The sequence below is a fragment of the Desulfitobacterium chlororespirans DSM 11544 genome (assembly GCF_900143285.1).
Lineage (GTDB): Bacteria > Bacillota > Desulfitobacteriia > Desulfitobacteriales > Desulfitobacteriaceae > Desulfitobacterium > Desulfitobacterium chlororespirans.
This window is the reverse complement of the sequence record NZ_FRDN01000005.1, coordinates 431,090-450,863: the sequence shown is the minus strand read 5'-3', so window position 1 is coordinate 450,863 and position 19,774 is coordinate 431,090. Positions and strand designations below refer to the sequence as shown.

Genomic DNA, 19,774 nt, shown 5'->3' with positions numbered 1-19,774 from the left:
CGATAGTAGTTTTTGTCATTCATAGCATGTTCGACAAAATGAGACAGGAAGTGATGCTTATGAGTCCTTTAGTACAATATGTTTACGAAAGTGATAATCCCGCTGATGCCCTTTTATCCCATAATATCTTGGTACATCAGGTAGAGCTTTGCCCAGAGGTCGCTGCATTTGTCTATAAATCACGTCAGAACATCTATCATATTGTCATTAATTCTAGCTTAAACTGGTCGGCTCAGGTCAGGGTTTTCCTGCATGAGATTAAACATATTGAAAAAGATCTTCCACGGGCCGGATATGTCGTTGGGCTGGATATGCAACATGAAGAAGCTGAAATAAACGCTGATTGGTTTGCCAAAGAAACGGTGAGGGCTTATGGATATTGAAAATAATTCATACAAAGGTAATCAAATATCATCATTACAAATTTTGGACTACTGGTACCAGCTAGAATTTTATAATCCCTGCTGGCCGGTTAAGCCACAAGATATTGACTTATCTAAAAATGCTACACCCTGGCTTCAACCTCAACGCAATCCAAAAATCAGGGCAAGCTATGATATTTATGTTGGTAAAACCTTCTCCCGAGACCTCATTCAATGGATGTTAAAAGAGCTTAACCTTCAATCAAAAAATAACCATGTTGAGCGTGATACTTCGAAATCTTGTCTCTTCGCCCTTAAAGTAGACGAAACCGGGAAATATGTTGTAGGCTCCTTTGCCCTTTCCAGCTTTGTTTGGGCTATCTGCCAGCTAGTTAGTGCAGGATCATTTAATAAAAAATTATCTCTGGCCGAATTAGACACACTACAACAAGAGCTGGATAACAAGCTTTCGCAAGCTTATACAGGTGAAGAGGCTCCACAGATATCAAAAAACTCCTTAATTACACTTTATTCTTCGGTCTGTACAGTGCTTAAGATCAAAGACCATTTGCATACCTCTGCTCTATGGGCACGAAAAAAGATTCAGTACGCCAATCAAAAAGGTGAATTTCCACCACTCGATCCCTCCACTGAATTGCTACCAAGCTTTTTGCTAAATGATATATTAAAAATCCAAAAGTCTCCAACACAAAAAATCAATACTTATGTACAAGCTATGTTGGAAAAAAAAGACTCTGAAACGCAGCGCATACAAATTGATACCGATGTTGAGCAGATGCAACGATGGCTGAGTGCAGATTCTTTTCCACTTGGAGTATGGCCTTCTCCATACACCCCAAGCTTAATGCAGCAGCTAGGAATCAATCTTGCTATCTCCAATGAACAAAATATCTTTTCAATCAATGGCCCTCCTGGGACAGGGAAAACTACCTTAGTCAAAGAAATCGTGGTTTCAAACGTCATCCAAAGAGCTATCTTAATGTCTGAATATGATAACCCCGAAAAAGCATTCAAAAAGGATGTTTTTAAAAACCCTCCTGATCAATATTCTAAAACATTCTATAAGCTTGATAAGAATCTATCTGCCTATGGCATGATCGTAGCATCTCATGGGAACACAGCAGTTGAAAACATCTCTAAAGAGCTGCCTAGGTCCATTGAAAAAGATCGAACCGGACGCTTCTCCAGAACAGGCCCGTGTGCAATTGAGGATACTTATTTTGCCGATATTGCCACCCAATATATGAACGAGCCAGCATGGGGATTGATTTCGGCCAGGTTAGGCAAAAAAGAAAATCTCAAAGAACTTAAGACGCACCTTTGGACAGGGCAAAGGGGCGCAGATAACAATGTGACTCTTAAACAATACTTTGATGAGGCAGCAAAAGGGAAGCGCCCAGATTGGCAAAGTGCTCGACAGAAATTTGCCACGGCATTACAGGCTGTCTATGATGCACAAAAAGATATTGCATGCGCGCAAACGTTGTTAGTCGAAGAAAATAATGCAAGAACGGTTAAAATGGATGCACAAGTTAAGGTGGACAAGGCATCTGTTGAGCATAGCCGCGAAAAGGAGACCTTAGAGGCCCAAAAAGAAGCCTTGACTAAGCTAGAAAAAAAACTGGCTTTGCAGCGACAAAACATTGAAACATTGCAATCCAGTCTATCGTTTTGGAAACGGATACTTTGGAGATTATTTAAAAATAATTCCGTCATCAAGGAATGGTTGAAAACACAACAAAACGCTGACGAAACAATCATTCAGATTACCCGACAAAGAACTCTTTGCCAAACACAAAAGGATGCTGTAGATAAAGCAGGCACACGTCTTAAGTCAGCTGAACATGACTTAAGGCTCGCAAACCAGAGATTACAAGACATCTGTGAATCCATTATCCCCTACAAGTCTCTATTCGGTAAAAATTGGGCGGACATCTTTTTCTGGGAAAACATTACCGAAAATGAATCCTCGCAGATAGCTTGCCCCTGGACTCATGCTGAATACGATAAATTAAGAGAAGAGCTGTTTTATCAAGCACTCATGTTACATAAAGCATTTGTGTTATCCAGCAATTCCGTTAAACAAAATCTGAGGCGGCTTCTTTCTATGTGGGATGGTAATTTTATTAAAAGTGATTGCCAAGCAGCCCATGGAGATCTGCTCAACACATTACTTCTGGTGATTCCAGTCGTTTCAACGACCTTTTCCTCAGTACAAACCTTTTTAGAGGACATCCCAGCTGAAGAACTAGGATTCCTAATCATCGATGAAGCGGGACAAGCTACCCCTCAAAGTGCTTTGGGTGCAATATGGCGGACTCGAAAAGCCATTGTTGTAGGTGATCCGTTACAAATCGAGCCGATTGTTACTATTCCTAAGGAACTGAGCAAACGTTTTGCCGATGAAAATAACATTCCGCCCGACTATCGGATACCAGAGTTGTCGGTGCAAAGTCTGGCAGATCAGTTAAACCCTTATGGTGGTTTTCGGGACATAAATGGAGAAAGTGTATGGCTAGGATGTCCGTTGATCGTACATCGTCGTTGCCTTTATCCCATGTTCCAAATTTCCAATAATGTGGCGTATAACGGCAGAATGTTCAACCAAACTGAAGCTCCAGCTCCTGAGATAAAATTCTTGCTTGAGCAATCAGCGTGGTTTGATATCAAAGGAGCAGAAAAAGGCGATTCAAATCATACTGTTCCTCAACAAATTCGCTTTGTGGCTAATCTGGTCAGACAATCTTTAGATGTTTATGAGGGGCTGCCTGATCTGTATATTATTACACCCTTTACTACAGTAGATTGGGCATTGAAAGCTGCCATTCGTCTGATAATTAAAAATACACTGCCCCAAACAGATGCTGAAGACATTACAGCTTGGATTTCTAAACATTGTGGTACCATTCATACTTTTCAGGGCAAAGAAGCAAACGAGGTCTTATTGGTTCTCGGCTGCGATGCACAAAGCGGTGAAGGAGCTATGAGGTGGGTAGGCAAAAAACCAAACATCATCAATGTCGCTGTCTCCCGTGCGAGATACCGTTTGGGCATTATTGGAGATTACGATATATGGAGAAACATCTCTTATGTTCAGGAGACATGTAAATACTTGGAACTCCAGTGATAAAGTAATTTTTTTGGTTACAAAGATATTGCTGTTTTTTATAAGCTTAAGGTAGTTTTTTTATTATTCCATTTTTGTTAAAGGAGGAAAATTCATGGGTAAACTTACTAATGCTGATTTTTATTATGGAGCCGTATTGTCACATTTATTAACAAGTAATAAAGAACATAGACCCTCTCTTATCGAGGATTCTGAAGAAAAAAGAGTTTTTATGATCACGACTGATAAATATTCATATATACTTCGCACTCATAAGTCTGAAGGAAAACGAGACATAAAGGAGAATGCGTCTAGCTGGAGTTTCAACTTATCTGTAAAAATTGTTCAGAGATTGCAGTCAAATTTCAAAAATGGAATACTTAATGTCATTGCCTTAATTCTCGTTGATTCCCAAAAGCTTTCAGACAGTAAAATCATATACTTCACTGACAAGCATTTACAAGCAAAGGGAGCATATGAGCAATTACCTCAATCAATTAGCTTTACCGTTAGAAAATATGCAAATAAAAACGACTATTTACTATTTATTGATAAGAAAAAAGAAAACGCCATTCCTGTAAAGCAGAACTTAAATCTAGAAAATGTAGAGGACTTTGCTCTTATATTGCCCACGACTAGCTATACCTCCCCTCATATTTGATCACACTTCTTACATCCTTAAACACATAGCAATAAACGGTCTTTATTCTAAGCCTAAAATATGGTGGCTTCTAAATGCCATGATGAGCAATAAGAACATATATGGAGGAGATGTCCTTGCCTGCATATAAAGATAAAGAGCGCGGCACCTGGTATGCTAAATTTTATTATACGGACTGGAAAGGTGAGTATAAGCAAAAACTAAAAAGAGGATTCAGACTGGAGAGAGAGGCCAAGGAATTCGAACGACAATTTCTACTTAAAGCCAGCGGCAGCCCCAACATGACATTTCAGTCCCTGGTCGAGCTTTACTATGAAGACTTCGAGCACCGGGTCAGAGGCTCCACCCAGGGTACAAAGAAAAGCATGATCGAAACACACGTCCTGCCGGTCTTTAAGTCTATGATAATTTCCGAAATCACAAACGCCGACATCCGGCGCTGGCAAAACCTTATGCTGAAAAAGAAAAATCCCAAAACCGGAAAATCATACAAACCAACGTATCTTCGCTCCATCAACAGCCAGCTGAGTGCCATAATGAATTTTGCAGTAGAATTTTACAATCTACCAAAAAATCCATGTACCCGAGTGAAAGCAATCGGAAAAAAACGTGCTGATGAAATGAAGTTCTGGACGTTAGATCAGTTCAATGAGGTTATAGCCTGCGAGGATTCACCAGCCTATCATGCCGCTTTCATGACATTATTTTGGACAGGCATCCGCTCGGGAGAAGCCCTAGCCCTCAGCCCCAAAAAGGTGCTTAACGAGATACAATCTCTTAATATCACCGAAACATTCAAGCGCGAGGACGGTGAAGACGTTTTTGACGACACCAAAACTGCAAATAGTGTTCGCGTCGTATCAATACCAGATTTTCTCTACAGAGAACTCAAGCAATACATGGATGCCCTTTATGGTCTAACTCCAGATGATAGAATCTTCTACTTCACTAAGACGGCGCTTAATAAAGAATTGGACCGAATTTCTGAAAAGGCTGGTGTGGAAAGAATCCGGGTGCACGACCTTCGGCACTCTCATGTGGCTCTGCTGATCGAGTTGGGATACCGCACCCACGCTATCGCCAAACGAATCGGAGATACTCCAGAGGAAGTAAACCGCACCTATGCTCACCTCTACCCAAATAAAGGGCAAGACATTGCTCGCGAACTCAGTAAGCATCAGAACGGAATTGTCCAAAATGGAATACCGATAGATGATGACGGAGAAGTATATAATGAACAGGAAGTTGCTGAGAGCTTGCAAGCTGAACGCATTTTTCATGATACAAAGATGATTTAAATTTATAGTATCAAAATAGTATCACGGACAAAATAAAAAGCCGGAAACCAGCATGAATGCTTGGTTTCCGGCTTTTCCATTCTTACTCCCACTCGATGGTCCCAGGAGGTTTTGAGGTAATGTCATACACTACCCTATTGACACCCTTCACTTCGTTGACAATGCGGGTGGAGATCTTCTCCATCAGATCGTAGGGAAGTCTTGCCCAGTCCGCTGTCATAGCATCCTCGCTGGTCACGGCGCGGACAACGATGGGATAGGCGTAAGTCCGGCCATCTCCCATGACGCCAACGCTTTTTATGGTAGGAAGTACAGCGAAGGATTGCCATACCTCTTTGTAGAGTCCTGCATTACGGATTTCTTCCACGATGACGGCATCAGCTTCCCGAAGGATGTCCAGCTTTTCTTCCGTAACCTCGCCGATAATGCGAATCGCCAGTCCCGGTCCGGGGAAAGGCTGCCGCCAGACGATCTCGTCGGGGATACCTAATTCAGCACCTACTTCACGAACCTCATCCTTAAAAAGCATATCCAAAGGCTCAATCAGCTCAAACTGCATATCTTCAGGAAGTCCGCCCACATTATGATGGCTCTTGATGGTTTCGGCGGTATCCGTACCACTCTCCACAATATCCGGATAGAGGGTGCCTTGAACCAAGAAATCAATCTGCCCTAATTTGCGGGCTTCATCTTCAAAAAGGCGGATGAACTCATTGCCGATGCCGATCCGTTTGGTCTCAGGATCGGATACTCCGCCGATCTTGGCCATAAAACGCTCCCGGGCATCCACAAAAATCAGCTTAAGATGGAACTGCTCCGTAAAAATCTTCTTGACCTGTTCCGGCTCATTCTTACGCATAAAGCCATGATCCACAAAGACGCAGGTCAGTTGGTCGCCGATGGCCTTATGAACAAGAACGGCTGCTACAGAGGAGTCTACACCGCCGCTGAGGGCGCAGAGAACTTGCCGATCTCCCACTTTCTCCCGAATGGCTTTGACTTGAGCATCGATAAAGGATTCCATAGTCCAATCCCCATGACATCCGCAGATATCAAATAAAAAGTGCTCAAGCATGGCCTGTCCTTCTGGGGTATGCTTTACTTCCGGATGGAACTGTACTCCGTAAAAATGACGTGTTTCATCCAGCATAGCAGCTACTGGGGTGTGGTCTGTATGAGCGGCGATAACGAAGCCTTCAGGAAGCTCAGTGACTGAGTCCCCGTGGCTCATCCAACATTGGCGTTCTCCCCCCAGGCCTTTCCACAGACCCTTGGCCTGATCCACATGGAGCATGGCTTTGCCATATTCCCGAACTTCGGGATGCATTACCTTTCCACCTAGCTGAACCGTCATCAACTGCATACCATAGCAAATACCGAAAATGGGAATGCCTAATGCATAGATGGCCTCATCCACCTTGGGGGCCCCTTCTTGATTGACACTGGCTGGTCCGCCGGAAAAAATAATTCCTTTGGGGTTTCTTGCTTTAATTTCCTCCACAGGTGTTTTATATGATATCATCTCCGAGTACACATGAGCTTCTCTGACACGCCGGGCAATCAGCTGATTATATTGGCCACCAAAATCCAGAACCAACACGAGTTCTTGAGCCATCTTTAGACCTCCATCCTTTTTATCAAAAATTCACAAAAACAAACAGTATGCTTAAAAGAGCTCGGCAAATCTGCCGAAGCTCTATTCTTGTTCATGCTTCAACTTCTTCTTTTAGCCTTCGGCGCTATAAGCTTCCGGCTTTAGAATACCAACATAGGGCAAATTGCGATAGTGCTCATCAAAATCAAGACCATATCCTACCACAAATTCATCGGGAATCGTAAAACCATTATAATCCGGTACTACCTCAGCTTTGCGGCGATCCGGCTTGTCCAGCAAAGTAACCACCTTAATACTGAGCGGATTCCGGGCAGCCAGATTCTCTTTTAAGTACTTCAGAGTCAAGCCAGTATCAATGATATCTTCCACAATCAATATATGGTGATCTTCTACACTTCGCTCCAAATCCTTGAGAATTCGTACTACACCAGAAGAATGTGTAGAAGCGCCGTAACTGGAAACAGCCATAAAGTCATACTTTAAAGGAATTTTAATCTCCCTGATCAAATCCGCCATGAAGGGAACTGCCCCTTTAAGAATCGCTAGAACTAATAAATTCTGGCCTTTATAATCACGGGTGATTTCTTCACCCAGCTCCGCGACACGTTTTTGAATTTCTTCACGGCTGAGCAATACTTTGCCAATCTTTTCTTCCACCCTAATAACACCTCCGCCAACTAAAAGTCATTCTAGAAATAAAATTATAACAGAGGCCTTCCATCCAGTCAAACGAAAAGCGAACGATTTGTGGAATCTAAACCCAAAAGTCCGGGGAGAGAAAGTTAAAAGAAAGAGGCCTTCCAAATTCTCAGAAGCCTCTTTCCGCTGACACAAATTAAACCTTTCTCATCTGATTTTCTCAGGAAATTATCCATCGTTAATTATTTATGGGTACAGAAATATTCATCGTTTCACCGTAATCTTTAAACTCCATCATCAAGGACATCATTTGACCATCAGTCTTGCTCTTAGCTTCGATAATGACGCGGTGAATCAGTTTATCTCGTTTTCCAATGAACATAATATAGGCGAAATCGGTCCAACCATCTTCCATGATTTGATTTTGAATTGTGGGGTTAAATTTCAATACCCAAGTATTTACCTTATCCAGCTTCTCTTGTCCCTGAAGCACCACCTCACCATACTCTTTAAATTGCAGAGATGATAATGGATTGAGCTCCGCCAGAAAGGCTTCATGGGCAGCCGGGACACTGGGATACCGAATCCACCGTTTTGTAAATGGGTCTTGCATGTAGAGACCTTCACTGGTGAGAATCATTTCCGTTTTTGTGCCCACAACCTCCCCTGAGATTCGAGTGTTCCCACCGTCCTTTTCTCCTAAAATCTGATTGAGTATGCGATCCTTTCCTTCTACCGTTTGATGTTGGATCATAGTGTAGCGAAAAGAGGTCGCCTGGGTCAATTCTTCTAGGCCGTGTGTAAGCAACTCTATGGGGTCGGGTTTCCATAAAAGTTTCCCCGCAATTCCCCCTAGTAACACGGTACTGATTAAGATGAGTAACAGTATGCCTCTTTTCTTCATATGCTGGCCCCCCTGGCGGAGTTCTTATCACACTCTATGTATTTTCAGGTTGCCTTATTCCATGGTAAATTTTACAGGGCGGCAATAACAATCTCTCGACAAGCTGTAACCTCTTGTCATCCATGTACATATATTAAATCAAGGAATAACAAAAAATCTCCCCTGTTTCTCACTCTTATGAAGCCACTGTGGCGTGGCAAGAACTCGAAAGGGGATCAATCTTTATGTTATTCCGTAAAAGAAACACTTGGCTTTGCCAGGAAAATGTGCAATTGCCTAATAACAGTCCTCAGTTATGTCAAAGTGATGTGCAATTGCCTAATAACACTCCTCAGTTTCGTCAAGGTGATGTGCGATTGCGTAAAAACAATCCTCGCTTTTGTCAAAGTAATGTACCATTACGCCAAAATAATACCTCTATCATGGCTTTATTCTGCAGCCTTCCTTTGGGAACCAAGCTAGACGTGAGAGCTGGAGATCGCATATGGAGCGGCAACTTTTCCGGAGTTTCGAACTGCGTTATCACTTTAGCAGAAGCACAGCTCCTCTCCGATTCGTTCAAACCGATTATTGGAACTAAGCACAGTATTCGGATTCCCGTCTCAGATATTAGCTTCGTCAGGGAAGGATGTATTCAAAGATGGCCGTGCGTAGTGAAAAGAAACTGCAATTGCCACTGCATCTCTTGACCATTTGAAAGATTGGACACTCATGTGTAGATTAGATACACATGTGTGCCAATCTTTTTTCTATAAAAAAACTGAGAATCACGAAATACGTGATCCTCAGTACCTTTTTAGGTTTTAATGTGTAATTTTAGCAACGTGAGGCAGCCAGCCGCGATTGATCATCAATTGCAGGAGACGATAGTTCCAATCCAGGCTTTCATCCAGGAATTTGCGGAACATAATTCCAATATGCAATTGATAGGAGTTTTGCAAAGCAGCCAGGATATTAACCTGAGCCGCCTTGGCCATAGTTCCAACGGCAGCCGCAATTTCCATATCTGTCATTCGAGCATCTTCAGGAATATTCAACTTCTCCTTATGCTTTTTATGATTGGTGAAATGGAATTGAGGAACCTGAGCATTGCTTTCTTTCAAAAGTCCTTCACACTCTTCAATTAAAGGGCGTGTAAGCTTTTCCATGGCTTCTTCGATACGTTCTTTCAGTTCAGAATCCTGGGCATGGTTATACATAATCTCCAGAGTACATAAATTATGTCGTCCTTGAGAGATTATACCATAAATACCCCCGCCTTCAAGATAGTTAACAGGTTCCCGGTCGACAATACCTTGCACTGTCGCCCGTGTAGCGGATTGAACTTTATCCATTATGGTCATAGAGCCACCTCCTTGAAATAACTTCACATAGCTATTAATGTACATTTTTAAAGTATTTATTCTTTATTAAAAATACTTGCTTGTTCTTATTTCACTTATTGTTCTTATTCTCTTATTGCTCTTGTCACAAAATCTTTTATTTAAGGCCAATTATTACACAAGCGGACTTTACCTATGTGAAAGAGAAAAAGACCCCACAGAAGTTCTTTCTGAACCCTGTGAGGTCTGGTCTGGTTTGTCGTATAAATTATATGTTCAAAAGGAAGTAAGGTTCCATGGGTGTTAGTGTGATGTTAGTGCACTGAAACATGCCGCCCAGTCGGCAATATAAAGCCTATTGTTAATTTATGCTATAATGATTTTCATGACTGGGTTACCCTTATGTTATTTCTCACGTACTGTTAAATCATTAAGTGTTTTAAAATCATCAAGTCCTTTTCTCATTTGCTCACACGCATCTACAAAGCCATTATAATTAACGCTTCTATCTTCCTCATTTAGCAGCCTGATTCTTTCATTAAACACAAACAAACAATTTTCTAAGCGTGTATATATTTTATCATAGTAATAAACCTCAAATTCCTTCATAAATTAATTACCTCACTTATACAGTCATTTCTTGTTGCCTTCATTGGCATAAATAGGTATAATTCAGTTGGGCATTACCCTTTAGGGTAATTCTATAAGAAGCCAAATGCTCTGGGGAGGGTAGCTGGCTTCTTATTTTTGATTCTTTGATTTCTTTGATCTGATTTATTTGGTTTCTTCGCCTTCAAAGATTTAACTTTCTAGTCCATCATCCTTCCAAAACGTCGCATTTCATTCCGACTCATAGTCATACCTTTAATCGTAATCCTGCTCAGCATAAATCCTATCTCTTCATCCCAATATTACTCCCCTTTAAGAACGTATATTTCTTATATATTAGAACATATGTTCTGATATTGTTCAAGGGGTAATTTGTCGAATATACTCTACGTTCAGTTTTCGCCAGCTGCCAAGATCTTCTGTAATTTTTGCTTGTATGTCTATAGACGGAATTTCCTGATGTTTGTCGGAAAAACGAAAAACATCTCTATTAAGGGCTGGTTTTAAGTCTTATCCATGATCTATTCCTTACGATTCTTAATCTGTACCGGGATCGACTTTTTGTCCAGGTTCATCAAATAACTTTTTGCTTCCTCATATAATTCATTGGCCAACTCAACAAACATCCTATAGGTGATAAACATCTTTATATATTTAGGCAGCAGTTGGTACCCTCTCTCGACCACGAATCTAAACTTCTCTTCACCCGTCTGCAACGCATATTCTTCTGCTTGCTTTTCCAATCTTAACATCAGCGAGAGTAAAATCTTTCCCGCTTTCGCTCTTCCCTGGCTGACCAGATAAATAATAAAGGCTGCCACAACAAGCAGCAGCCCCCAAAAATCCTGGACATAACCTAATGCAGTTTCCATAACTCATTCCCTCCTTATAATCCTAACTTCGCCGTCTCGATTCGATCACTGCCGGCATAGTAGTAGTTCCCATTACCGTTTGTCCCCAATATCCCAATCCAGTGCTTATTCTTGGCATGAACTTCATCGGCAAAGGCCTTATGGATCATCGGGCATTTCAGTTTAAAGCTGAGCAAAAGCGCGGCTCCCACATCTCCGTCGTCATAAACCACAAGATTATCCACCTCATTCTCTCCTTTCAAATCCGCAAATAATCTTACCCACGGAAATTTAGTTCCCGGACAATTCGGCCTATTGACACTGTCAATGCGATAATGGCCGATTATATGATTTATGTCCGGTTCTATTGCCGGATACTTAGCCAGCAGTTCCCCATAAAGCCATAATGTGGACTGATACTGGACCTCTGTCAGCCCGACCGCAGGCATTCCTTCATGTTCAACCCCAATGGTATAGTAATTCGGGTTCGTTCCGTCATATAAACTCCAATTAGGCTTTGTTACAGCACCTGCATGCCATGCTATATCATCATCTTTGACCAGCCGTAATATACGACTGTTTCTTAGGACCAAATAATGTGCACTTACTTGGGATCTTGAGTTCTGCATCCAGCTTAAGCAGCCAGGATAATAACCGGCAGTGGTATGGGCCACAATGGCCAGCGGCTTGCGGCCATTGCGCCCGGATCTAAAGTTCGGTGTACCTACCCATTCAATTTGTGGCGTTTGACTTACTCTCCTTTCTGCTCGATGCGGTCAATCCTCTTGTGAGCTTGTTTGGATGATTCTTCAACTCGGCTAAGGCGTTCGCCCATGGTATCCATGCGTTGCCCTTGTGCCCGCTGCTCTATCCGGATATCGTCTACCCCACGTTTTAAATATTCCATGTCCGTCCGGATTACTGTATCTATTTCTGCATCTTTTCTTACTTCGTTTTTAGCTTCCTTTGCCCTTGCTGACCAGCCTAAGATGATTCCGGACAAAGTTGCCGCAATCCCAATTAGTGCTGTAATAAGTGTAAAGTCCAAAAGCATCACCTCTTTCAAGCCTGTACATTATATGAATTTCGCATCAGTATTGTGACTGACCTATTTTAGAGCATAAAAAATACGCCCTGTGTGGCGTTATTCTTGGTACTGCTGCGCATAATTCCTCTATTACGTAGCAGCGTCTATCATGGCCCGAACTTCTGCTCTCCACCGGATTGGCACATTTTCTACTTGCCAAAGCCCTGCTTGGATCAAATCAAAATAGATTTTTGCCATTATTCAGCACCTCCGATCATGCTGCCCAGTTCTGCCAAGGCAAGCTGAATCTCCATTTTGTCCATCTCTTGTGTCGATGCTAACTCAGCAATGGCTAGTTTAATGCTTAGGCTTTCCTGCTTAAGACTATTGTTTTCAGCCTCCAGTCTGTCTACCTTTACAGATAAAGGCTGCTCAAAAATGGGGTAATTAAACACCAGATTCCCGGTCGCTAAGTCAACCCTCCAAGAGTTCGCTGTCAGGAAGTCGCTGGAGTACTGCCCGTATTCGAGTTGAATTACACCTATCGATTCTGGACTATAAGCTTGTAAAGCCTGATACATAGCAAGATCCTGCTCTTTGGTTGTATCGATCCCGTTTAATTTTTCTAATGTGGTCAATACCACATTACCTGTGGGTAATTCGTAGTATATTTTTCTTCCTATCACAAAAATGCATCCTCCTTATTTTATGCTAATATAAAGAAAATTGTCCCTGAAGAATATCCGCTTACTGAAGATGAATCTTTATAATGTGCAAACCTTCCTGTTACTTGCCCAGGACTAAACACAACATCAGAAAATTCAACCCAACCTCCATATGAACCATTCACTCTAGCAGTTAAATAATCACCGTAAGCTAAATGTCCAGATTTTTCATTAACTCCTTGACGATGCGTAGCTGAAGCGAATATTTGTCTTGGTGTAAAATTTAAATTATCTATAGTGAAATATTCGCTATAAGTGTATCCATAGGAAGAAGTACTCGCAGAAATAGAAAAACTAACGTTTTTTGCCGCATAAGAAATAGGTACAAGAGTCCCAATCTTACCAAAAATATTTACACCTTCTTTAATATTAGCCGGAATTAAATTCGGACTCCCCAAAATCGTCTGCACTCCACTCAAATACTGCCCTGTCGCAATGGTCTGATTCGTTGTGGTGGGGGTGTAGGTCTGCGCCCCCTTACTGGGGATAGTGCCAGTCAGCTTTGTTTTAGCGTTGTCACGGTAAAAGGTTTTCCCGCTTAAGACATCGGCTGCAACAGCAGTTCCAGTGAGCTTAACACCCCCTTTACCCTGTAAGATAAAATTTGTGCCATCATACCGTAGAGTAAAGACTCCGCCTACTGCCAAATCTCCTGATTCAACATTTGTTCCGTCAGGATTTTTGATAGATTTTGCGCCCTTACCGTTCCAGTTAAGAGTAGCAGCGCCCGTGTTGGCAGCATGGATTTTAACTGCAATGGCCACTCCAGCCACCAGAGCAGGCAAAGCAGGAGCCGTAGCTGCCGTATAAGCGTTCGCACTCCCTGCGGTCACAGCATACGGTATTTGTTGCGTAAAATCCGCCAAGTGCGTAGCAAGAGTATCTCCTTCGGCGTTGATCAATACATTCTCGGCAATGGTAATTGGCAAAACAGAATCCCAGCCATTGTTCGTTGCATTGCGCTTTTTTATAACTGTGTTGTATGTGGCCATTTTAAGCCCTCCTTAAATAATTGCATACCATAAGTCTCCACTAGAGGGAGACTCCGGTTCGGTGACATTTACTGTTATGTTAGGCAACCCGTCAAGTTTTGATTTATCCACGCCGCTCATCAGACCGGCATTACCGCCTGCTACGGCACCCGGAATTACGTCGGCACCACCCGTGATATGTGTTGCTCCGTGGGCAGAGGGTGTACCTGAAGCGTGTGAGTGTGAAGATATCACTCCTGTAAGTTTGGCCTCAATCTCGGCTTTGGTGATGTCACTATTTTTCTGGGCATTAGCTGAAGCATGGGCAGATTGGCTATGATCGTAGGCTGTTTTTCCACGGTCACCGCGATAGGCTGTATTTGACGTTTCACCCAAGGCCAGTGAGGCACTTATTTCAACATAACCAGTACCACCCCAGCGATAGGTTTGATTCGTATCTATTGCGATGTAAATTTTCCCAGTTTCGCCGGTCGAGGGAAATGCGGCCTGATTTGCGTATTCTAAAACATCGTCTACATAGGATGGCAACTGCGATGCGGGCACTTTGCCGCTTGCATCTAGTTCAGCATACCCGTTAGCCGTTCCTTTTTTACTCGCATTTTCCGGCGTAAAATCCAGAGCAGTTTGCTTACCATTCCACGATGCTTTTTCAGTATCTGACACAAATCTTTTAGCCGCGGACTCGGTCACGTTCTCGGCTTTTGTCTTCGGGTAAAGATTATCCCAAATTTCTCCGTTTCTTTGCTTTATTTGAATATTGATATCAGCCATGGTATTGTCCACCTCTTCCTTTATTAATTTTTTATAGGCTCAAACCAATAATCATCGGTTTCCGGTGGAGTAGTGCTGGTTTGAGCATTTGCTATATTTACTCCACCGCCATCAAAATTTGCTTCAGATCCTATTGCAAACCACAGTGTCTTATGGTTCACTGCTGATGGTTCCTCTTCTTGCAAATATATGCTTTCCGCCTCATGCGCAGCAAAATCATCTATTTTCTGTGATAGCAATGGATGCAATTCTTCTTTTGTAATTTTTCCAGCCACTATTTCACTCTCCTCATAAGATAAATTATTCCTCTTTACATCGTATTAAGGGTCTATTATGCAGCATCGTAGACAGTCTCAATCAGCTGGATGAGGGCAGTACACTCCTCATCACCTAACTGCCCAACAGCATACACAGTGTTCACCCGGGTGGTCACTACGGCCTTGCTGTAGACTTTTGCTTTAGTCATCTTCTCCCAAATCTGATAGGGTGTCATCTTACGCACCTCCTAAAAATTGCATTTCTAATAGGGCTGTCTGATAAAGGTTTTCCGCGTATATCTGTTCTTCGAGAGTAGGTTGCAGCCCTTCAGGTCCCGGCTCAGGAGGCGGGGAAAAAGTATCCGTTGCCTCATCGTACAGCCAGCCCTCTTGCGGCTGTGGTACCAGGTCAGCGATGTCTTTAATCACAATGTAAGGTGCAAATTCTGGTTGCATGTCAGCCTCAAAAATCCAATAGACCTTATTATCCAATATCTGTGCAAATTTAGGCATTAGTGCTAATCCTCCTTAAGACCAAGATACTAACAGAGCTCCAGGGCCTCCATTACCACCATTGCCACCCCCACCATTACCAACTCCAGGGCTTCCTGGTGAGCCTATTGTTATTGGTATAGCCGCACCCGGAGTCACAGGAATAGGGTAGTCTTTTATAAATACTCCAGACGCGCCACCGCCTCCTCGTCTACTTCCTGTTCCACCATCACCCCCTTTGCCAAATGATGAATACCATCCAGGTCCCCCTGCCCCGTTATTGGTGTTTCCGGGGTTACCATTCGCGTATGATGCTGATGGCGGTACATCTGTTAGACTGTTTGTACCCCCTGTTGCGATATTACCTGAGTATTGGGATGCCCCACCACCCCCAGCGCCTCCGATGAGCGATAAAAAAGCCCCAAAGCTTGTTACACCCCCATTGCCCCCTTTTCCACTATCATAGTCACCACCGTTAATACCCCCGCCGCCACCCGCGCCGCCGCTTATCGCAGTAATCCAAACAACAGTCACACCTGCGGGGACTGTAAAACTCCCGTTGCTTGTAAATAATTGTGACTTCATTTTCCCGCTTGATTCTAAGGCGGTTTTCAGGTCCTTTATTTTTGCATGTACACTTCCTGATGCACTGGCCACATCTGCATTGCTACCAACATTAGTTTTTATCGTATCTGTGTTTGATTTGGTGGCATCTAAAGTAGCTTTATCTGCCAAAAATATTTGCGTTGCCATTTATCAGGTCACCTCCTCATAAAGCATATATACTTGACCGTTTGAGGCTCCTAGGCCCCAGCGATAAGTTTTATTTAATGCTGAATCAGTAAATTTATGTGGCATAGTTTCCGCCAAATGCATAGCAAATGCATCATACCCCGCCACTCCTCCAGGGACATCCTTTTTCATCTCATCAGCCATTTTAGACTCTGTCACAGTATCATTAGCCAGCACTGCCGCTGATATCGCTCCATCCGGACCGATGAGCACATTCTTCCATACCTGAATAAATATTTCTGTTCCTATATTTACGCCTTCCGCCAACCGAACTATTTTCAGATCAACAACACTGTATCGCTCCGTGCTCAGCACCGTACTATTCTGGGCAACGGTTACCGTGTCTGTTTCCTTAACAAAGGTTTCCAAAGGTATTTCAAAATCAGTTTGACCGTGCTGATCAGCCGCCAATACATATGAGTAGGTTACCAGTTTAGGGATGCCGGTAGCTGTAACCAGCTGAATTTGCTGATCGGTATAGGCTTTGCTGCTTTGTTCGGCTTCCCCAAGCTGCTCTTCCAGAACAGCTAGTCCAGCTGTTGCTTCATTCACTTCTTGCCCCAACTGATTAAAATCTTCCTCGGTAACAATTTCACCATATTGCCAGTTTGTCTTTGCCATTCTCACCCCTCCTTAACTCGAATGGTCTGCGTTATAATCGTATCTGCGGTAATAGGGACATAAACTTCATTTGAGCTGATGACATTATCAGAAACATCCTTAAGCTCGATTAAAACTACTGTCGGCACCACGCCACTAGGAACAATATATTGCATATTAACCAAGCCTTGCTCTGTCTCTTTAATACTAAAGTCGGTGATTTCGTAGCTCTCATTTAATACGACCTTAGCTACTTGACCATCTACATGGTCTGCCACATTGGATAAAAACTCTGTTGATATCACTTAACGCTCACCTCCAAATCTGCTACGGCAAAAGGCGTCATTCCTACCCTCCATGTTGAGCCCAGTCGGGTTTGTCTCTCTAATGTACGGAAGCGTATATGCTCTTCCAGAGAGATATGATCACCTAAAGCGGTTTGCTGGTTATAGATCAAGTTTGCCGGTTTGATGGTTTTTATTGTCCTCTCGACCTCTTTAAAGAGAGCCGCATTTTCAATGGCGGTCTCCACGAAAAGTAAAAAGTCTTGACCATCCGCACTCACAATTGCTTTCTCCTCACCCACTAGAAAATCCAAGCGGTCTTGAAGATAACGAATAGTGAACGGCGGCTTCGTTGAATAACGGTTAATAATCCGTTTTTTCCGGAAGTCCAGTGTTTCAGTCGTGGGATCAACCTGGATGCCCAGCATCCTTTCCCGGCGTTTTACCGCCTCATAGCCTGAAGTGAGAACAAATTGGTCAGCGAGTTGCTGATCCACTGTCTCACCTAGAGACTGTATTTCGGTATCCACTGCATCAGCTAGAAGCTGAAAGTCTAAAATGTTATCAAACAATTGGGGCCAATATTCTCTAATCGACTTACTCATTGATAATCACCGTCCCTAAGATTGGAATTTCTTCCTCATCAAGCAAGAAATTGGCCTCCGTCCCATTAAGCTTTGTTCCAGTCACATCTTCGACGCCTTGGACAGTAAGCATCCGGGCATCAATTTGTGCCATACGGATGATGATCTGGGTTTGCGCAGCCCAGGTTTTTCTTTGTTCTAAAAGATAGGCATCTAAGATCGCTTCTACATCGGATTGAACCTGCCCGGGAGTTACACCTGGCGCAAGTGTGAGTGTCGTTTCCACATCCACCGTAACCTTATCCACCCCGGCTATCGTCACGGCATGGCCGATCGGTGCCTGCCCCAGTCCCATCCCCTGATTCTCTTCCGGATCCATGGTGGATTGGACCTCATTCACTAATTCAGGAGATGGCTTAGCCCAGTCAGAGGCAATAATCGTGCATTTCACAGTGCCACCTCCAGCCCAGGTTGGGAAGACTTTGGTTCCTCCTACGCCATTGATAGCATTGATTTTCTGCCGATAATCTGCCATATTCCCGCCAAAAGCCGGTTCGTTTACCGTCTCATAATATCGGGAGAGCAGGGCTTCGTCTGTCTCCTCATCCTCACCTGGAACCAGCACCTCGGTGAGTTCCGCCTTGGCCAAACCATTGATATAGGCAATAGGGAGCAAATCCCCAAACTGCTGATTGCCTGCTGTTCCGGCCGTTTCACATTCAAGGACATACGCGCCGGTACTGATCTGTTCGATAGCTGTATAATTCAGCCCACCGATGCTGCAGCGGCTGCCTAGCGGAATGTTAAGAAGGGCATTATTACTGTCCAGAAATCCACCGCGCCGCCAGGCTTTTGTGGCCACCTTCCGCTTGATTCCAAACTCAGCGGCCCGGCGGGTTAAAAATTCTCCGCTGGCCGTATCCGCGAAAGAAAGATTATTGTTAACCCCTAACTCGGCATATGCCTGAGCCAGCTCCGCTGCTGCCGGGGCCAGGGCATCGTAAATCAGGCTGCCCTCCCGCTTGTCGATGGTCTCCGGCACCCTGGCGAGCATCCTGACCAAAATCGCCTCATAAGTCTGATGTTCATACATTAATCGCCCACCTCCTGAGTCATATTGAATCTCCCATAGGTGCTGATCACCGTAAACTCAATCAGCAGGCTATCTCCCGCAGCTGTGGTCTGCACATTTTCGACTCCTGTGATCCGGTCATCTTGAGTCAATGCCTCTTCAAGCATCCTAACAGCTTCAGATTTCACAAAAGCCCGATTCATGCCTATCAATTGACCCAACTCACTACCGTAATTCGGGGTATAGATCAAATGGCGAAACCGCTGGGTCTGCAGAATCTTGGCCGCGGCTTGTTGCACAGATTCCAGTCCGTCCAGCCTCCCAGTGATGCGCCCTTTGGCCGGGTCAAGCCTCCAGGTAAGGGAAGGCCGTTGGGCATATTGAATCACCCCATGGGTAATGCTTCCACCTGTGGGGATCATAAAGACACCACCACCTTATCTAAAATGACATAACGCTGCCCACCCTGGACTCTAAGCATCAAAACCCTATCCCCCGGGGCAAGTCCGGAGCGAATCACGATTCTTTGGGTTAAAGCTTCCGACGTGTCACTCGTAGAACCATCATCGGTGTATTGATGCGTATGCTGCAAATCCACTTCGTATTTTGTCATTCTCTCCGGCACCATTAAAAAATCCGCTGGCAGTATAAAGCGTTGATCGACTTTGACACTGAGCGGATGCACTGTTAAGATCTCGCCAAAAAGAATATTCACAGGGTTGGATGCGTTAACGGCATCCGCCCCAGCCGCTTTGATTAGGTCCAATAAACTAGACATTCTATCACCTTC

General features: G+C 43.6%; 25 protein-coding genes and 1 pseudogene. 4 read left to right on the top strand and 22 right to left on the bottom strand.

Annotation, left to right across the window (positions count from 1 at the left end):
• The first annotated feature begins 59 nt into the window (after window positions 1-59).
• From BUA14_RS08045 to BUA14_RS08030, 4 genes are all read left to right on the top strand, one after another.
• Complete coding sequence (locus tag BUA14_RS08045; protein WP_072772119.1) at window positions 60-383, top strand: hypothetical protein; 324 nt, start codon at window positions 60-62, stop codon at window positions 381-383.
• The gene (locus tag BUA14_RS08040) at window positions 373-3,510 is read left to right on the top strand and encodes a DEAD/DEAH box helicase (RefSeq protein WP_072772118.1); all 3,138 of its coding nucleotides are present in this window, start codon (window positions 373-375) and stop codon (window positions 3,508-3,510) included. The genes BUA14_RS08045 and BUA14_RS08040 overlap by 11 nt, the downstream gene beginning before the upstream one ends.
• Before the next feature lie 94 nt (window positions 3,511-3,604).
• Window positions 3,605-4,150: a hypothetical protein gene (locus tag BUA14_RS08035; protein ID WP_072772117.1), complete on the top strand. Its 546-nt coding sequence runs from the start codon at window positions 3,605-3,607 to the stop codon at window positions 4,148-4,150.
• Between the two features lie 116 nt (window positions 4,151-4,266).
• A complete protein-coding gene (locus BUA14_RS08030; protein ID WP_072772116.1) occupies window positions 4,267-5,448 on the top strand; it encodes a site-specific integrase in 1,182 nt (393 codons plus the stop codon).
• Between the two features lie 82 nt (window positions 5,449-5,530).
• Here BUA14_RS08030 and guaA read toward each other — a convergent pair whose 3' ends face one another.
• From guaA to BUA14_RS07925, 22 genes and pseudogenes are all read right to left on the bottom strand, one after another.
• Entirely contained in the window at window positions 5,531-7,063 is a 1,533-nt protein-coding gene (guaA, locus tag BUA14_RS08025) for a glutamine-hydrolyzing GMP synthase (RefSeq protein WP_072772115.1), read from the bottom strand.
• Between the two features lie 111 nt (window positions 7,064-7,174).
• Complete coding sequence (gene hpt / locus BUA14_RS08020) at window positions 7,175-7,720, bottom strand: hypoxanthine phosphoribosyltransferase (protein WP_072772114.1); 546 nt, start codon at window positions 7,718-7,720, stop codon at window positions 7,175-7,177.
• 220 nt (window positions 7,721-7,940) lie between these two features.
• A complete protein-coding gene (locus BUA14_RS08015; RefSeq protein WP_018306674.1) occupies window positions 7,941-8,606 on the bottom strand; it encodes a hypothetical protein in 666 nt (221 codons plus the stop codon).
• A gap of 803 nt (window positions 8,607-9,409) precedes the next feature.
• Complete coding sequence (locus tag BUA14_RS08005; RefSeq protein WP_072772112.1) at window positions 9,410-9,949, bottom strand: DUF3231 family protein; 540 nt, start codon at window positions 9,947-9,949, stop codon at window positions 9,410-9,412.
• Window positions 9,950-10,333: 384 nt separating this feature from the next.
• Window positions 10,334-10,537, bottom strand: a complete 204-nt coding sequence (locus tag BUA14_RS08000) for a hypothetical protein (protein WP_015943421.1) — start codon at window positions 10,535-10,537, stop codon at window positions 10,334-10,336.
• 521 nt (window positions 10,538-11,058) lie between these two features.
• Window positions 11,059-11,409 (bottom strand): hypothetical protein, encoded by a 351-nt coding sequence (locus BUA14_RS07995; RefSeq protein ID WP_072772111.1) that lies wholly within the window; start codon window positions 11,407-11,409, stop codon window positions 11,059-11,061.
• 14 nt (window positions 11,410-11,423) lie between these two features.
• Window positions 11,424-12,125, bottom strand: a complete 702-nt coding sequence (locus BUA14_RS07990; protein WP_072772110.1) for an N-acetylmuramoyl-L-alanine amidase — start codon at window positions 12,123-12,125, stop codon at window positions 11,424-11,426.
• Window positions 12,126-12,139: 14 nt separating this feature from the next.
• Window positions 12,140-12,436 (bottom strand): hypothetical protein, encoded by a 297-nt coding sequence (locus tag BUA14_RS07985; protein WP_015943419.1) that lies wholly within the window; start codon window positions 12,434-12,436, stop codon window positions 12,140-12,142.
• 129 nt (window positions 12,437-12,565) lie between these two features.
• Window positions 12,566-12,673 (bottom strand): CD1375 family protein, encoded by a 108-nt coding sequence (locus BUA14_RS28970; RefSeq protein ID WP_427846683.1) that lies wholly within the window; start codon window positions 12,671-12,673, stop codon window positions 12,566-12,568.
• Window positions 12,673-13,101, bottom strand: a complete 429-nt coding sequence (locus BUA14_RS07980; protein ID WP_072772109.1) for a hypothetical protein — start codon at window positions 13,099-13,101, stop codon at window positions 12,673-12,675. Before BUA14_RS07980 ends, BUA14_RS28970 begins: the two co-directional genes overlap by 1 nt.
• Window positions 13,102-13,121: 20 nt before the next feature.
• Window positions 13,122-14,132: a hypothetical protein gene (locus tag BUA14_RS28465; RefSeq protein ID WP_242954591.1), complete on the bottom strand. Its 1,011-nt coding sequence runs from the start codon at window positions 14,130-14,132 to the stop codon at window positions 13,122-13,124.
• A 12-nt stretch (window positions 14,133-14,144) separates the two neighbouring features.
• Window positions 14,145-14,903 carry a hypothetical protein gene (locus tag BUA14_RS07970; protein WP_072772108.1) on the bottom strand — a complete coding sequence of 253 codons (759 nt, stop codon included), beginning with the start codon at window positions 14,901-14,903 and terminating at the stop codon, window positions 14,145-14,147.
• 23 nt (window positions 14,904-14,926) lie between these two features.
• A complete protein-coding gene (locus tag BUA14_RS07965; protein ID WP_072772107.1) occupies window positions 14,927-15,178 on the bottom strand; it encodes a hypothetical protein in 252 nt (83 codons plus the stop codon).
• A gap of 56 nt (window positions 15,179-15,234) precedes the next feature.
• Complete coding sequence (locus BUA14_RS27840) at window positions 15,235-15,396, bottom strand: hypothetical protein (RefSeq protein ID WP_178371649.1); 162 nt, start codon at window positions 15,394-15,396, stop codon at window positions 15,235-15,237.
• 1 nt (window position 15,397) lies between these two features.
• Window positions 15,398-15,673, bottom strand: a complete 276-nt coding sequence (locus BUA14_RS07960) for a hypothetical protein (RefSeq protein WP_072772106.1) — start codon at window positions 15,671-15,673, stop codon at window positions 15,398-15,400.
• A gap of 15 nt (window positions 15,674-15,688) precedes the next feature.
• Window positions 15,689-16,405, bottom strand: a complete 717-nt coding sequence (locus BUA14_RS07955; protein WP_072772105.1) for a hypothetical protein — start codon at window positions 16,403-16,405, stop codon at window positions 15,689-15,691.
• Window positions 16,406-16,477: 72 nt separating this feature from the next.
• Window positions 16,478-17,065, bottom strand: a pseudogene (locus BUA14_RS07950) (hypothetical protein); the annotation flags it as partial.
• 2 nt (window positions 17,066-17,067) lie between these two features.
• Window positions 17,068-17,349, bottom strand: a complete 282-nt coding sequence (locus tag BUA14_RS07945; RefSeq protein WP_072772104.1) for a ketopantoate hydroxymethyltransferase — start codon at window positions 17,347-17,349, stop codon at window positions 17,068-17,070.
• The gene (locus BUA14_RS07940; protein WP_072772103.1) at window positions 17,346-17,933 is read right to left on the bottom strand and encodes a putative phage tail protein; all 588 of its coding nucleotides are present in this window, start codon (window positions 17,931-17,933) and stop codon (window positions 17,346-17,348) included. Before BUA14_RS07940 ends, BUA14_RS07945 begins: the two co-directional genes overlap by 4 nt.
• Window positions 17,926-19,005 carry a baseplate J/gp47 family protein gene (locus BUA14_RS07935; RefSeq protein ID WP_072772102.1) on the bottom strand — a complete coding sequence of 360 codons (1,080 nt, stop codon included), beginning with the start codon at window positions 19,003-19,005 and terminating at the stop codon, window positions 17,926-17,928. Before BUA14_RS07935 ends, BUA14_RS07940 begins: the two co-directional genes overlap by 8 nt.
• Window positions 19,005-19,406 (bottom strand): DUF2634 domain-containing protein, encoded by a 402-nt coding sequence (locus BUA14_RS07930; protein WP_005817290.1) that lies wholly within the window; start codon window positions 19,404-19,406, stop codon window positions 19,005-19,007. The genes BUA14_RS07935 and BUA14_RS07930 overlap by 1 nt, the downstream gene beginning before the upstream one ends.
• A complete protein-coding gene (locus tag BUA14_RS07925; protein ID WP_005817292.1) occupies window positions 19,403-19,762 on the bottom strand; it encodes a DUF2577 domain-containing protein in 360 nt (119 codons plus the stop codon). The genes BUA14_RS07930 and BUA14_RS07925 overlap by 4 nt, the downstream gene beginning before the upstream one ends.
• Window positions 19,763-19,774 lie beyond the last annotated feature (12 nt).